This is a genomic window from Paenibacillus sp. FSL L8-0641 (genome assembly GCF_038006265.1).
Classification (GTDB): Bacteria; Bacillota; Bacilli; order Paenibacillales; family Paenibacillaceae; genus Paenibacillus; species Paenibacillus polymyxa_D.
Genome location: NZ_JBBOUW010000001.1, coordinates 2,009,234 through 2,024,442, shown reverse-complemented (window position 1 = coordinate 2,024,442; position 15,209 = coordinate 2,009,234). Strand labels below are relative to the sequence as shown.

General features: G+C 46.3%; 16 protein-coding genes. 4 read left to right on the top strand and 12 right to left on the bottom strand.

What is annotated here, in order from left to right; translation table 11 throughout:
* Positions 1–105 precede the first annotated feature (105 nt).
* From MKY16_RS09205 to MKY16_RS09195, 3 genes are all read right to left on the bottom strand, one after another.
* Positions 106–450: a hypothetical protein gene (locus tag MKY16_RS09205; RefSeq protein WP_007429850.1), complete on the bottom strand. Its 345-nt coding sequence runs from the start codon at positions 448–450 to the stop codon at positions 106–108.
* Positions 451–551: 101 nt separating this feature from the next.
* Positions 552–1,124, bottom strand: coding sequence for a xanthine phosphoribosyltransferase (locus tag MKY16_RS09200; RefSeq protein WP_039270032.1), 573 nt, complete (start codon positions 1,122–1,124; stop codon positions 552–554).
* A gap of 84 nt (positions 1,125–1,208) precedes the next feature.
* Complete coding sequence (locus MKY16_RS09195) at positions 1,209–1,814, bottom strand: DedA family protein (RefSeq protein WP_039270030.1); 606 nt, start codon at positions 1,812–1,814, stop codon at positions 1,209–1,211.
* 141 nt (positions 1,815–1,955) lie between these two features.
* On the opposite strand from MKY16_RS09195, the gene MKY16_RS09190 reads away from it, so the two are divergent.
* The gene (locus tag MKY16_RS09190; RefSeq protein ID WP_165147779.1) at positions 1,956–3,062 is read left to right on the top strand and encodes a YkvI family membrane protein; all 1,107 of its coding nucleotides are present in this window, start codon (positions 1,956–1,958) and stop codon (positions 3,060–3,062) included.
* Here the strand turns inward: MKY16_RS09190 and MKY16_RS09185 are convergent.
* Complete coding sequence (locus MKY16_RS09185; protein ID WP_029516727.1) at positions 3,059–4,183, bottom strand: glycosyltransferase family 4 protein; 1,125 nt, start codon at positions 4,181–4,183, stop codon at positions 3,059–3,061. The genes MKY16_RS09190 and MKY16_RS09185 overlap by 4 nt on opposite strands.
* Before the next feature lie 205 nt (positions 4,184–4,388).
* Between MKY16_RS09185 and MKY16_RS09180 the strand changes: the two genes are divergently transcribed.
* A complete protein-coding gene (locus MKY16_RS09180; protein ID WP_029516726.1) occupies positions 4,389–5,570 on the top strand; it encodes a GGDEF domain-containing protein in 1,182 nt (393 codons plus the stop codon).
* Between the two features lie 125 nt (positions 5,571–5,695).
* Here MKY16_RS09180 and MKY16_RS09175 read toward each other — a convergent pair whose 3' ends face one another.
* A complete protein-coding gene (locus tag MKY16_RS09175; RefSeq protein WP_069011089.1) occupies positions 5,696–6,478 on the bottom strand; it encodes a pseudouridine synthase in 783 nt (260 codons plus the stop codon).
* The gene (locus MKY16_RS09170) at positions 6,475–8,139 is read right to left on the bottom strand and encodes an RsmB/NOP family class I SAM-dependent RNA methyltransferase (RefSeq protein ID WP_340955092.1); all 1,665 of its coding nucleotides are present in this window, start codon (positions 8,137–8,139) and stop codon (positions 6,475–6,477) included. The genes MKY16_RS09175 and MKY16_RS09170 overlap by 4 nt, the downstream gene beginning before the upstream one ends.
* Before the next feature lie 163 nt (positions 8,140–8,302).
* Between MKY16_RS09170 and MKY16_RS09165 the strand changes: the two genes are divergently transcribed.
* Positions 8,303–8,830, top strand: coding sequence for a thioredoxin family protein (locus tag MKY16_RS09165; protein ID WP_039270024.1), 528 nt, complete (start codon positions 8,303–8,305; stop codon positions 8,828–8,830).
* A gap of 85 nt (positions 8,831–8,915) precedes the next feature.
* Here MKY16_RS09165 and MKY16_RS09160 read toward each other — a convergent pair whose 3' ends face one another.
* The 3 genes from MKY16_RS09160 to MKY16_RS09150 are packed head-to-tail and all read right to left on the bottom strand — an operon-like array spanning position 8,916 to position 11,427.
* Positions 8,916–9,485, bottom strand: a complete 570-nt coding sequence (locus tag MKY16_RS09160) for a DUF309 domain-containing protein (protein WP_029516722.1) — start codon at positions 9,483–9,485, stop codon at positions 8,916–8,918.
* On the bottom strand, positions 9,486–10,298 hold the full coding sequence (locus MKY16_RS09155; RefSeq protein ID WP_023988035.1) for a GTP pyrophosphokinase: 813 nt from the start codon (positions 10,296–10,298) through the stop codon (positions 9,486–9,488).
* Between the two features lie 34 nt (positions 10,299–10,332).
* Entirely contained in the window at positions 10,333–11,427 is a 1,095-nt protein-coding gene (locus MKY16_RS09150; protein WP_340955091.1) for a quinone-dependent dihydroorotate dehydrogenase, read from the bottom strand.
* A gap of 218 nt (positions 11,428–11,645) precedes the next feature.
* Between MKY16_RS09150 and MKY16_RS09145 the strand changes: the two genes are divergently transcribed.
* Positions 11,646–11,792, top strand: coding sequence for a hypothetical protein (locus tag MKY16_RS09145; RefSeq protein ID WP_023988033.1), 147 nt, complete (start codon positions 11,646–11,648; stop codon positions 11,790–11,792).
* A gap of 27 nt (positions 11,793–11,819) precedes the next feature.
* Here the strand turns inward: MKY16_RS09145 and MKY16_RS09140 are convergent, their stop codons facing one another.
* The 3 genes from MKY16_RS09140 to MKY16_RS09130 form a co-directional block, all read right to left on the bottom strand.
* Positions 11,820–13,244, bottom strand: a complete 1,425-nt coding sequence (locus MKY16_RS09140) for a L,D-transpeptidase (RefSeq protein ID WP_340955090.1) — start codon at positions 13,242–13,244, stop codon at positions 11,820–11,822.
* Positions 13,245–13,512: 268 nt separating this feature from the next.
* Positions 13,513–13,755 carry a ferredoxin gene (locus MKY16_RS09135; RefSeq protein ID WP_013309730.1) on the bottom strand — a complete coding sequence of 81 codons (243 nt, stop codon included), beginning with the start codon at positions 13,753–13,755 and terminating at the stop codon, positions 13,513–13,515.
* Between the two features lie 158 nt (positions 13,756–13,913).
* Positions 13,914–15,194: a DNA polymerase IV gene (locus MKY16_RS09130; RefSeq protein WP_340955088.1), complete on the bottom strand. Its 1,281-nt coding sequence runs from the start codon at positions 15,192–15,194 to the stop codon at positions 13,914–13,916.
* Positions 15,195–15,209 lie beyond the last annotated feature (15 nt).

The following is a 15,209-nucleotide window of genomic DNA, read 5'->3' as shown; positions in this document are numbered from 1 at the left end:
AGCGACCATGATTCTATGCATGAAAAAGTTTAAAAAGAGACCTAAATGAATCATTTAGGTCTCTTCTCACTTACTACTTATATGGATTGCCAACAGAGCGACAAATTATCCCGACTGATTTACACTGTGATCATGTTCTTTTGTATCGTTCTTCTCGTACCAGAAGTCCAGCACTTGTGCAGACAACACTCGCTGATCTACATACTCCACTTGGTGAGCAGTAAATTCTTCTTTCCAAGAGAAGGACAATTCTTCGCATAGGTTAACCAACGTCAACAACTCAGACCAGGCCACATAGCGTTTATACCAAAAAAACTGAGGATGTTCAATCATATAGGGATACAAATCATCAAATTCCGTATGCTTACAATCCAAGGCACGCTCAAAGTGTACTTTAGCCGCTGCCAGTTTTTCCAGAAAAAACTGTTCGGTCAATTGTTCTTTCCCCATGTTGCTGCCTCCTCTCCAAAACCTTAACTATATTATAAGCGAAATTGAAGCTCATGCAAAGGTTATTATTAGAAATAAGGAACAGGAGTTTTGAATTGTTACTATTCAGCAAACTCAATCTTACCGTCCGCTAACGACGAAATTTTGACCAATGACTCTACACGAATACCCTGCTCACGGATGGTTCTCGCTCCGGCCTGAAAGCTTTTTTCCACCGCGACACCGAATCCAACCAACTCCGCTCCGGAGCGTTGAATGATTTTAACCATGCCTCGCGCCGCATCACCATTAGCGATAATATCATCAATGAAAAGAACACGATCATCTTCGTGAATAAATTGACGAGACAGCATAATATCCGTAACAATACCTTTAGTAAACGAAGGTACGCGTTCACACAGCGCGTCTGGATCAGCTAGTAGGGTCTTTTTACGACGAGCGAATACCAACGGGACACCCAATTCCAAAGCTGTCGCAAACCCGATGGCAATACCTGAGGATTCCACGGTCACTACTCTGGTGATCTTCTCTTCCCGGAAACGTGCTGCGAACTCTCGTCCCATTGCCATTGTCAATTCTGGATCAACTTGGTGATTAAGCAAACCATCCAGCTTCAGTACCTGATCTGATGCAATCACGCCTTCATTTATAATTCGTTCCTTTAATACTTCCATTACATGACCTCCCACGGCATTCCTATGCGGTAAAAGTACCATACTTCACCCGCCGCTTTCAAGCTATAGCTGCTTTCCATGCGGTCATGTGACATTTTTTTTACGCTTGTTCCAGAACCATACGGTGATTCCTCCCACAACAATTAAAAGAATAACGACCAGCCCTACCCGATGCGTCACCTTCTCCATTAGCTTCGCCACCTGCTCCCAATGCATGCCCACCGCATGTCCAATCCCCAAAAATGTACCGCACCACAGCAAAGCTCCTGCTGATGCATAACAGATATAGCGAAAAACGCCTAGACGGGTCGTGCCTGCCAGATATGAGGATACATGTCTCAAGCCGGGGACAAAATATCCGAACAGAATTCCCCAAGTACCATAGCGCCCAAACCAATTTTCAGAAGAGGCAATCCTGGAAGGCGTAAGCCTCACCCATTTTCCGTATCGATGCAATAGTGGTTTGCCCAGCAGACGCCCCAGTGTGTAGCTAAGCATCATACCCGTCATACTACCGAAAAATGTGACTGCCAGTGCAGCAATGAAGTTGTAGTGCCCTTGAGACACGAGTCCGCCGAAGGCGATCATTAGCACTTCGTCGGGTATCGGCATACCCGCTACTCCAAGTGCAAGTAAGCCGAACATTGCCAAATATCCGTATTCTAGTATCCATGCAAGGATTTGACCCATAAATTACGCTCCCGTCAAGCTATTCATTAAATTCACTTTAATTATTTTCAGTCTCATCCAGTCATGTCCTATTTCAGTTGAACATAGTTTGTATTATATGCTCGCTGCAGCGTTATTCAAGCAGGCAAGGAGGGACTGGGGATGAAACGTAATATTCATGTTTTTCAGATTGCTTTTACATACATCGGCACAATCGTCGGTGCCGGATTTGCTACCGGACAAGAAATTCTGCAATTTTTTACGCAGTACGGTCGTTGGGCTACTCTCACTATTATGCTGTCCACAATCATATTTGTATGGTTGGGTACGAAAATGATGCTGATCGCTCATGATATTTCAGCCAAATCTTACGAGGACCTGAACAAACATCTTTTTGGCGCCAATGCCGGGAAATGGATTAGCTGGTTCACGCTCATCGTGCTGATTGGCGTAAACAGCGTCATGTTGGCAGGAGCCGGCTCTGTTTTTGTAGAGCACCTTCACCTGCATTACCAAACCGGACTGCTTATTACACTGATTGGTACTTATTTGCTGCTAAGTAAAGGCATTAAAGCCATCTTACACATGAACACCGTGGTTGTCCCTCTGATGATCATCATGTCTCTTCTCCTCGTTCACAGCACGCTCTCCATGCCCAATCCTCAGAGTTTTATTACGAATACGACAGATCACAGTACATTTCGAACCTTGCTCTCTCCACTGCTGTACACGTCCTTCAACCTAACTATGGCCCAAGCCGTGCTTGTACCACTTGGCAGTCAAACCTTTTCCCGAAGAACCATCCGCTGGGGCGGAGTTTTGGGCGGAGTTGGTGTCGGGTTTATGCTGATGGCTGCACACTTTGCCATGTCAGCACATATGCCGGGTATTCAGCAATTTGAAATCCCTATGGGAAGCATTGCTTATCGTCTGGGTGCCTTTGTCGAAATCATATACATTCTACTCATTTTCATGGAAATCTTCAGTACCTTTGTGGCCGACATTTACGGAGTCAGTCTGCAAATTCGTCAACATGTCCAAATTTCGCCCAAGCTCATCACACTATTCATTATGCTCACCTGTTTTTTAATCAGTCAGTTCGGCTTTAGCTCACTGTTATCTGTTCTTTATCCTATTTTCGGGATGCTCAGTCTGATGTGGGTTAGTAAACTGATCATGGCAGGACGCGGGAGACCTTTCCGTTCCTCACGTCCTCACTCCAGCCTTCGGCATTCTGATCCCAAATCAGGTGATACTCGTCATGGTTAGTGTGGAAATTTCAAATACATTTTCTTCAACTCGTTAACCGCTCGACTCAAAGAATAGCTTGATTTAGCCTTATCGCAGGCAGATCTAGCCAACTCATAACGATAGGCAGGATCAGCGATGACCTTTTCTAATGCGTCTGCTAGTGCCTTCGGATGGTCGGGTGGCACGAGCAGACCATTGACCCCATCCTCAATCTGTTCCGGTATTCCTCCCACTTCTGTGCCTACCAATGCCAGACAACTCAACGCTGCTTCCGCAAATACCGAACCAAAGGCCTCCGCTCGAGAAGGCAAAACAAATACATCAAAGAAAGGCATAAACTCTTCTGGATGAAGGGTATATCCATAAAAAATCGTCTCATGGTATATATCAAGCTCTCGCGCCATCTCTTCCAGCTCAGGGCGAACCGGGCCATCTCCAATAATATGAAGCACAAATTCCATATTTCTTTTTTTAAGTTCAGCACAGGCCCGCAATAAAATATCCAATCCTTTCGCCGGAACAAGGCGGCAAACGGTTATGAGCTGTGTCACTTCATTTTCGTGTGGAATGGGCTTGAAGCGCTTCTCATCATATCCATTCGGAATGACTGCAATGTCTTGCGGATTCTGAACGTAAGGAGTTAAATAATGCTGAAAAGAATGAGATACCGCTATCAGGCGATCCGCCTTCTGCTCCATTTCCCCGTACAGTGATACCAAGAATTGGTGTTCAGGCCCGTTCTCCTCTATTTTCCCGTTTAGGATTAACTCCTTCTCATAGGAAGAGTGAATCGTCTGTACAAGCGGGATGTCAGGAAAAACAGTTTTCATAGCAATCCCGGCAATGGGGTGATGAGCATGAATGAGGTCATAGGGCTTCTGAATACGAAGCCGGGTCCACCACAAATAGTCACGGTACGTCTGAATATATTTTTGAACGATTGGATATTGTTCATATCTCGTCCAGTCAAAGGTATCAAAAATTACTTCGTCCCTACCCTTGTTACGAATCCGTTTAGGGATTGAAAATAGCTCCATTTCCCAACGGGGGGATGTAAATCGCTCTTGCAGATATGGAATCATGGATGAAACACCTCCCGGTTGCTCGGGTGGGAAAAAGAGAGCCTGTAGCAATTTCATGACGTGCTTCCCCTTTCAAGCATTAAACTGCCCGGATCACAGATGTATGTATAGGTTTCCGGATTTTCTGAAAGATGATATATTGAGAATAAATGTTAGTCACAAAAGAAAATTATAACATTTTAAATGGGATAAATCCTGTCTATTGTATCGGAACGATATCAACCGTTCAATAGATTGACTATTTTTGCAAATGGAGTCGGTGATGTTGACGTTGTTGTCCTTATCGGGAACCTTGGGTCCCCCATCTCTGGCCGAGGCCGTAAGTGCAGCCTGCGGTTTGTATATTATACTCATGATGGCACTGATGTGCGTGATCATATATAGCAGACAACGAAAAAAAGCCTATATCCTTTTTTCAGTTGCCGCTATTATTATTATGACATATGAAGCCATGAATCTCTATTCAGCAGGCGGAGGCAAGATGCAACTCCAAGGAATCGTGTGGAAAAATGTACTGGAGGCGTCTGCCTTCGTACTCATCAATGCCGCCGTATTTCAACTATACCGGAAGCTGAAACGTGTGCAGACATGGACCTTGCTACTGCTGGGTGCGTTATTGATATTGCCGGTTACTGCCTGGACAGCAGGTTTGTTGCCCGCTTGGATCAGCGCAGCGAAACTGGTTGGGTTCACTCTATTTTATCGAGTACTGGTGCTTATACTGAGCCTTGTGTTTATCACCCCACGAATCGGGCAGCCAAAGAAGTATGTGGCGGGCTTATTCATGTATTCGCTCTGGCTCGGCTATTTATGGCTGCGAAATGACATCCCTGAAGAAGCTGGCAAATCAAACACAGTCTTATATATGTCATTTTTACCATTGTTGTACTACACTACGTTATTCATCATTCTATTTGAACGAATTGTGGAGCTGCTCCAAAGGATTTACCGTTCTTCCATCACCGATGGCCTGACCGGGCTATATAACCGTAAATATTTTTCGGGGCGACTACGGCGATATATGGACCAGGGAATCCGCGTGTCGGTCATTTTTTGCGATATTGACAATTTCAAAAAGTTGAATGATACGCAGGGTCATGCTCGTGCCGATGAAGTACTCAAACAGGTGGCACAGATTATGGAGGATGAACTGGATGAAATCGGACTGACCGGACGATATGGTGGCGAGGAACTGGTCGCAATGGTTGTGGATCGACGGGCCAAGGTTGGGCATGTCGCAGAACGTATCCGCGAACGGGTCGCGGAAGAAAGCATTGTCACGATCAGTGTCGGACACAGTACAGTGAAGAAGGAAATGAACCCGGATGAACTGGTGAAACAGGCCGATCAAGCGATGTACATATCCAAAACGACAGGTAAAAACAAGGTTACAGCTTATAAGGCAGCCGAAGTGAAAAAAAGTCGGGCAGCACGCGCACAATAATTTGTAAACTGCGATTCGTTGTTAAAAGTTGAGTTTGAATAATTCTCTGTCTGGTTGTCTATACCCTAAAATGACGCACAGGAATCTTATAAGAGCCTGTGCGTCATTTATATTTAATCTGCTCATCAAACTTCTGACGTTGCAGACGCTATATCCCGGCCGATCCATGCCAGCTCTTCACTAGTCAGCTCTCGATAGCTGCCCAGTGGAAGCTGTTCATCCAGCTTCAATGGTCCCATGGCCGTTCTTTTCAAATAGGTCACCTTTTTACCAACCGCCTCGAACATACGCTTCACTTGATGAAATTTACCCTCATGGATGACAAGCGAAATATAGGAAATGACTTCTCCATCTGCCTGGTACGGATGTTCGTGGCGAAGAATAGTCAACTGTGCGGGAAGGGTAACATACCCATCATCCAGTTCCACTCCTGCTGTAAATTGAAGAATATCCTCCTCCGTGACATGACCCGACACGGTAGCTTCATACGTTTTAGGAACATGCCGCCGTGGAGAAAGTAGCTCATGCGCTAGTTTACCGTCGTTGGTCAATAGCAATAATCCTTCTGTATCTTTATCTAAACGTCCTACTGGAAAAGGCTCAAAATGTCGTTCCTCCGCACTCAGCAAATCCAGTACCGTCCGCTCCCTTGTATCTTCAGTTGCAGAGATGACACCTGGTGGCTTATGCAGCATGATATAAATATACTCCCGAAAAACAACACGTTCCCCGTTCACTTCAATCTGATCCTGGTATGGATGAACCTGTAAGCCGCTATCCTTGGTGGTCTTCCCGTTTACCGTGATTATCCCTTGCTTCACCTGTCGCTTGATATCACTACGGGTGCCATATCCCATATGGGTTAAAACTTTATCCAAACGTTGCGTTTGTCTCCCTTTTCCACTCATACCGATGTCCACCTCCAGCCTGTAGGGTATTCATTTTTGAGCATGCCATCCTGCCATTTGCCCCACCCAGCCGAATAACCATCAATGCACACGAGAGTATGGCCTTTGGGCTGGACTTCGTTCCGCAGTGCCATTCTCTCAACGGGGATGGACAAGGTCTCCCCTTTTAAATACCGGATGGCCTCAGCATCTGAACTGGAGAGATTGATGCTTCTAACCGCCTCTGAAGAGCGTAATGCCACCGCCAGCGGGTGTGAAGGCACAAAGCGACCATTCTTGTCAGTACCCATAAACCAGCCTGGTCGCACCACTTTAAGGCCGTCCAAACGATGTGATGCCAGTGGCGACTGATAAATGCGATCTCCATAAACCACCGTATAGCCTGTAAAAGACACTTCCAGCTGCTCCTTCACAAATTGGTGATAGGATTCCAGCACATCCTGTGGGGAGCGTACAGCGGATTTTACATTCTCTTTGCCAGATCGGGACTTAATGCCACCCAAGCCGCGCGCGGACTTTCCTTTACCGGATTTCCCGTCCACTCCTCTTCCACTTCGTTTAGGCTCACCAGTTCCATGTCTTCCTTGACGGCTTGGCGTCTGCGCTTCCCTGACGGACAAAAACGGCTTCTTCCGTTGATACGCTTCATCTATGTTCAATGCCCTATCATCTTTGTCCTCAAATGGAGTCAAATCCTCCGATTCAGTGTGATCTTCTATCGCAGCGGCATGCCCCCCCTGATGCTGCAATACAGCGATATAATGGCCTTCTCCCTCTACGAGATGCGGCCAAAGGCGTGCTGTTCCCCGCAGCTCGGGGTATGCTGACGCGACCTCTTCACTCATCCATTCCGGGTGTCCTGGTGCAAAGCCTGCTTCTGATGAAACAGGGACTACGTCAAAATCGGGGTGAGCCTCCAGAAATTCTGCGATCATTCCTTCATTTTCTTCTGGCGCAAAGGTGCAGGTCGAATAGACAATTCTCCCTCCTGCGCTCAGCATTGAGGCCGCTACACGCAAAATGTCCCGTTGCATGACTATACATTTATCTACCGAATGCGTTTCCCATTGTTTTGCCATGTCCTCATCCTTGCGGAACATACCTTCTCCCGAGCAAGGTGCATCAATTAGTATCTTGTCAAAAAAATGTGGAAAGGCATCGGCGATTCGATCCGGGCTTTCATTCAGTACCACGGCATTACGCACACCGTACAATTCCACATTTTTAGCCAACGCTTTGGTTCGGTCCGCGCTAATATCATTTGTCACCAATACGCCGCTTCCTTGTAGTTTGGCAGCTATTTGGGTCGATTTCCCGCCCGGTGCAGCACATAAGTCCAATACAGCTTCGTCCTGAGCTACATTGAGCAGCTCAACCGGAGACATTGCACTCGGTTCCTGTACATAGTACAGCCCCGCATGGTAGTAAGGGTGTAATCCCGGCTTTGTACCGTGCGGAATATAAAAACCCGTGGCACACCACGGAATCGGCCGCAGTTCGAACGGAGAACGTTTCTTAAAGTTCTCTACCGGAATTTTTAATGTATTGACGCGAATCCCGGCATGGGGCGTGTGGTCATAGGCAGTCATAAATGCTTCAAATTCTTCGCCGAGCAATTGTTCCATGCGCTTTACAAATGCTGTGGGGAGCTGTACACCCATAATCGTAATCATCCTGTCCTTTTAAAATAATTTTTATTGTACCATATTCAACCTGTTATCCCGCAATATCCGTGTGATTTACAAACTTTCACTACAAGATGTAATGTTGTATAATAATAAGATTCATAGCTGCATATTTTGAATTTTGATAGGAGAGATTGCATTGAACGCACAAAAATCCAACAAAAAAAAGCTTATACCTGTCATCGGCTTTTTTGTTGTGCTGGTCATTTTGATTGGTGTGCTGCTCGCTTTAAATTCAGGCACTAAAAACAAGCTGTATGGCGTTTCCACAGCCTCGTTAAATCCTGCTACTCAAGAGCTGCTGAATGACCCAAACTATCAGCAAATTATTAAGCCGGAAGATTTACAGAGCAAAATTGACAAAAAGGAAAACTTTTTCGTCTATCATTTCGCCTCCGACTGTGTGCATTGCCGCGCCACTACTCCCAAGCTCTTGCCTTTGAGCAAGCAGGAGAACATCACGATGCACGAATTTAACCTGCGTGAGTATGAGGATGGCTGGGACAAGTATAAGATTGAGTATACCCCTACGCTCATTTATTACGAAAAAGGCGTGGAAAAGGAACGTATGGTAGGCGGGTTGAAGGAAAATCCTTCGGACAATGGATACACACTCGACGATTTCAAAGCCTTCTTTGAGAAATATAAAAAGAACGTAACCTCCTAGGCAAACCTTCACACACCTGAAAACGATAAAGCAGCCCGATCCTCATGAAACGGATCGGGCTGCTTGCTTATCATGCGCTTCAAACTCAAGGTGCATCCTTCGTTTCCGCTGAGACAGAACCTGAGCCGCCAGCGGCCTGTCTTCGCCTAATAGAAGCTTCCAGCGCCTGCTGACGCTGCTCATGCTTTTCCCCACGCCGAGGACCTCTTTGCTGCGGAATGTTGACCGGAATAGACGACGATGCCTTCTCCACGGCCCGGCGCAACCCGGGCTCGACGATTTCAATCGTCATATCCCGATAAACCGGCGGTTCTTGCTGAAGCTCTTCCGTGCCGGTCATAACAGCTTCAGCAAGCTGACGAGCGCAAATGCGCGCCTCTTCCACCAGCTTCACCATATTAATGCCCAGCGCCTGCGAAGGAGCATGCTCCAACCGGTGGACCGCACTATCCAGCATCATATGTCCACCACGATAGTTACCATTCCGAAAATGATACAGTCCTACAGCAACTTGCAGCAAACCTTTATATACAGGGTCACGGTCCAGCTTAAGCCACAGCTCTTCCAGTACCTCATGACATTCAAAGTAATCCCGATCACGATTGAAGTATACCAAATAAGTCACGTATAGCGGTTCGTAGGAAAGGTGTGCCATTTAATACTCATCCCTGTCTTCTTCCTTGGTAGAGGCTTCTAGCATCTCCTTGACCTCATCGTGAAGCAGCTTGATTCCTTCCATGTCGTGCCGTTCCCACAGTTCATTGAATCTGCGCTGCGCATCAATCGTTTCACTGATCTTATGGTAGAAATACAGCCGATGCATGCCTGTTAGCACTTTGGAAACGATATTGGCTTCATCCTCGAATTTTTTCTGCGCTTCCAATATTTCAAGACGCATGGAAGACATCTCATTATCCAATACAAAGGCTGCCTCAGCTGCCTTTTTCAACCGTGTACGCATATTATCAGGCAAGCTTTCACGATACTTATAGCTAAGAGAATGCTCTATGGTTGCCCAAAAATTCATAGCCAAAGTACGGATTTGAATTTCTGCCAGCACGATTTTCAGCCCGACTGCTGTCTGAACCGGATACTCCACAATCATATGAAAGCTGCGATAGCCACTGTCTTTATAATTGGTGATATAGTCCTTTTCATACAGTACGGTCAAATCCTTACGTCTTCTGATATATTCGGCCACCCGCCGAATATCCTCTACAAATTGACACATAATGCGAATACCTGCAATATCCTCGATTCCCGTCTCCAGCTGATCAGAAGGAACCTGTAATCTCTTCGCCTTATCGAGGATGCTTGATATTTTTTTAACCCGTCCGGTTACGAATTCGATAGGAGCGTATTCCTCGCGCTTTTTCAGCTCCGCACGCATTGTTTTGAACTTGACCTTAAGCTCTTCCACCGCCTGATCATATGGCAGTAAAAATGTTCCCCAGTCTCTTCCGTCCATCCCCGTACCTCCTGTCTCTTCCGACAACACTTTTTTATCTGTGATCTGCACCAACTGCCTCGGTAATGTGTCTAAAGCCGTCCTTTCGAAGCAGCTCACGCAGGCCAGCATGTATAGCTCTATTTACTTCCGGCCCTTCGTAGATCAATGCTGTATAAATTTCAATCAGACTTGCGCCTGCTTTAATTTTGTCATAGGCATCACGGCTCGTGAATATACCGCCTGATCCGATAATAGGAAGCTTACCTTCCGTCTGGCGATACACCCGTCCGATGACCTCTGTGGAACGGTCACGCAGCGGCTTACCACTCAGCCCTCCTGTTTCACTCGCATTTCGGTGCGTCAGACCAGCTCTGGATATTGTTGTATTGGTCGCAATAATACCGTCTACTCCACTGGCAGCAATCGCATCTGTCATATATTCCAATTCCTCGTCCGATACATCTGGCGCAATTTTAACCAGTACAGACTTGGCATTGCCATACTTTTTCGCCTGAACTCCCATCTCTGCCCGAACCGCTTCCAATAGCGACTTCAGTTCATTACCATGCTGGAGCTTTCGTAAATCCGGCGTATTCGGCGAGCTAATATTCACTACAAAGAAGTCCGCATACGGATACAGTGCGGAAATACACTTTTCATAGTCCTTATGAGCATCCTCATTGGGCGTGATTTTATTTTTGCCGATATTAACTGCGACCGGAACAGGTCGATGTTTGAGTGCAGCCAGACGCTTGGCCATGCTCTCAGTACCCAGATTGTTAAAGCCCATCCGATTGACTAATGCCTCATCGGGAGGCAGTCGGAACAAACGTGGCCGATCGTTACCGGGCTGTCCCACAGGTGTCACCGTTCCCACTTCCATAAATCCAAACCCGATGGAAGAAAAACCAGTAACCGCTTCTGCATTTTTATCCAGTCCTGCAGCCAGTCCAATCGGGTTGGGAAAATGAATGCCAAACAGATCAACGGCAAGATCCTTCGTTTCCTTGACTCCGTACATTCCTCGCAGTGTCGCTGCTCCACCAGGAAGTGAGCCCGCATGTTTTAAACCGTCAATGACTACATGATGGGCCGTCTCTGGACTCATTTTAAAAAAAACAGGTTTCGCAATCCTTCGATACAACACGATTCATCCACTCCGTTCTATGCCCTTGCACAATCCTAAAAAAACATCTCTACAAAATAGTTTAGCTTTTTCCATACCAAAAAGAAAGTAATTTGCGAGGTGCAACATCAGAACAATTCAGTTGTCATGGAGATGTCATTGAAAATGTATAATCAAACCATTTACAATGGACATAGTAAGACAAGACCTTAGCTCGTTAGAAAAGAGGGATTGCTGATATGAAGACCAAGCGCAAGCCGCCCAGTCTGCAAAAGAAAAAGGATGAGGTGAACAAGAAAGCGATTGTATGGACCGCCGTCAGCTTTGTTCTCCTCATCATTGTAATTATTCTGGTCATTGTTTTAGCACAAGCAGGAAATCGTTAAACACCAAGTAGCAATAGCATCAAAATTTTAATTTAGCCAGTGATAGGTTTTGCGGGGATTCGTCTGGTCATGCTGCGGCTCACTTGTAAATCGAGAACCAGGCACAAGCACTTGATCAGGCAATCCCCCGTTACCAATGACTACCTCCGTACCCGAAGGTACGAGTGCAAACAATTCCTCCACATCCTCTTTACCCATTCGGACGCAACCCAAAGACTCATTTTTGCCAATGCTGTCCGGCTCGTTCGTGCCATGAATAGCATAATTCGTTGCAGACAGTTGCATTCCACGGCTGCCAAACTCACCGTTGGATTTTCCGTTCGGATTTACTACTTTATCGGTAACCACAAATTTCCCTTCTGGTGTTCTTTCTCCACCCAAACCGATAGGATAATTTCGAATAAGTACATTGCCACTTACCAGGGCGAGCCTATGCTTAGATTTGTCCACCACAATTCGCAGCGGTTGCCCCAGAAAAGGCCTTCCGTGCAATGACGATGCCAGTAATGGACTGCTTTGGGCCGAAGAGTCAGCGTCTAAATCTACTACCTTCCCTGTTCCCTGTCCTGGTGAAGCAAGTAAATTACGCATAGGTGTAAAAGCCTTCCTCATCCCGTCTGTTGTACCGTACATCGTGTTAGCGGGAAAGTCCCGAGTCAGTTCATCAAGACTCTGGGGAAGACGTTGATGCTGTGAGCGAAAAGCACGCATGGAGCTATTCAACACAGCTAATTCCTCCTGTCCAGCAGCCCATTTTAGACCTGCTTTGCGAAGATTTTCACTGTCTGACGGCTTGCAAGCGCACGCAGCGGCGTCGTAAGACTGAACAGCTAATCCACCGTTTCCTTTGTTTTGTACACCAAGTAAAGGCTTCATACCCTCTTTCCAGAGCAGCCACGAGCCCCCTTGCTCCATACCCAACACCGTAGTCTTGGACGGCAGTCGGCTAGTGTTAGCCAACAAATCAGTAAGCCCCGTTCCAGCTCCACTCCCTTTTCGAGCTTGAGCCGTAAACACACCACCAACCACACCGACCTGGGCCATCTCCTTCGGATCAGCAGTGGCCACTTTCGTAACTTCAATATTATCACTTGCTGCCTGCTCAGTTCCGGATGGATCAAATGTATTCTCATTTGAAGGTCTCGGTGAATTAGCTGAAGGAACCCATATGAGCAGTAGTACCATTAACGCAGTTAACAGGTGACGTGTTCGAGCCGTTCTTCGCTCCTTCTCCTTGGACATCTGAACCAGTTTATCCTGATATTCCATCCATACGTCTGCCGGAATCTGTTTATGCTCGAAGGCTTCGAACACTTCTCCTGCGCGATTAAAGCAATAATTTGCTTTGCCCTCCTGACCGCTGCTCTCATACTCTTTGCCGAGTAAATACCAGGCCATTTTATTATCAGGGTGTTTTTTTACATACGATTTAAGATGAGGCGAATGGTTCATCGGATCCTCCTGATCGTGTAATCTTGCATACTTCCTATTATGTATATCGGTAAAAATAGACTTGATGGACAGCACATAAGAAAAACGTCTATCGACGTACTTTCACAGAAGCCAGACCGCGCTTGGCAGAAGTTTTTCTTGCGGTTATAGAATGGTTCAGCCTCCGCTGAACCATTCTATAACCTAAAAAAACAGCACCAACAGCTTACTTTCACCGTTATACGGCGAAGGGAACTGTCGGTGCTGTGCCTATCAAAGAAGCCTACGCTTAACCTTCTTTATTGAACGGCTCGTCTGCTACTTTAATGGAATCCGTAGGGCAACCGTCACAAGCATCCTGCATATCATCAAACAGGTCTTCTGAGATCGCCTTGATGCCTTGGTTGGCATCCCCTTCAAAGATCACTTCAGCCAAACCTTCATCATCATAATCATAAATGTCTGGTGCTGTAGCGCCACAGGCTCCGCATGCAATGCATGTATCTTTTTCTACCCAAGTGTATTTAGCCATAACTTTTCTCTTCCTCCTATACAATCAAACAAACCAGCTTTTGCATTCTATTCACATATTAATACAAACCCAATATTATTACAAATTATTTTCCTTTATCCTTCATGCAAAAAATGCTTATAACGTAAGCTTCTGCTTGCACTAATCTATCCAAAAGTTCACTCCGGAGTTGGTAGATTGTCTTTTTGCAGCGAAGTTCCGCGCAACTTGGAGTTGCGAAGAAGTACCGAAGGATCATCTCCCAGCATCCCAGCGGTCAAAATTGCATTTTCACCAAACTTGTCGCGAAGTGCATCCATCGTCTTCAATAAGCTTTCTTTCTTGGGCTGATCCTGGTATTCAAATAGATCCATTTGAACGGCCGCTTCCTCCTTTGGAATAAGCTGCTGTAGCGTAATCCCCAGCAAGCGCACAGGCTTATCTTCTCCCCAATGGCGACGATACAACGCACAAGCTTCCTTATATATGTCCTCTGCACTTTCCGTAGGAGTGCTCCTGACTTGAGAACGCGTAAAGGTCTTCATATCCGGCGTCCGAATCGTCAATTGTATACCTCCTGCCAGCATACCGTGTCGTCGAAGCCGCCTGGCTACCTGATCACTAATGTTAAGAAGTACCCGATGGGCTTCTTCCAGCTTTACCACATCCATAGGCAGGGTAGTCGTGTGACCAATGGACTTGTTTGGCTCCCGTTCAGTGCTGACTGGAGAATGGTTAATCCCATTAGCGGCCAATTTTAACCACGAACCCGTCACACCAAATACGCCAACCAGCATATGCTCATCGGCCTTAGCCAGTTGTCCAATGGTGCGAATGTTCATTTGTAGAAGCTTATCTGCCGTTTTGCGGCCCACACCAAACAATTGACCACAAGGAAGGTTCCACAAAATGTTGGGTACATCACGCAAACGTAGAATAGATATCCCGCGTGGTTTTTTCAGATCAGAGGCCATTTTGGCCAGCAACTTGTTGGGAGCAACTCCAATTGAACAGGGCAGACCCAATTCGTCTTCTACTCTGCGCTGGATTTCCTCAGCAATTTCCATAGGTGTTCCAAACTGTTTAGAGCCAGAAATATCCAGATAGCACTCATCAATTGAAGTTGCTTCCAGCATAGGCGTATACGAATAGGCAATACTCATAAATGCTTTGGAATAACGACGATACAAGTGAAAATCAGGCTGTATTACGATGAGCTGCGGACAGATCCGACGAGCCTGCTGAACGACCATCCCTGTTGAAATGCCCAATCGTCGAGCTTCATAAGAGCAGGTTACAATTACACCTTTACGCAGCTCGCTACTGCCTGCCACCGCGGTAGGCAGCCCCTTATATTTCTCCGGCTCCTCCGCTGCATGAACGGAACAATAAAATGCATTCATATCCACATGCAGAATAACTCGCCCACCAGCCGGATAATAAGCACTGACATCTTTCATGCTCAACCCTTCTTT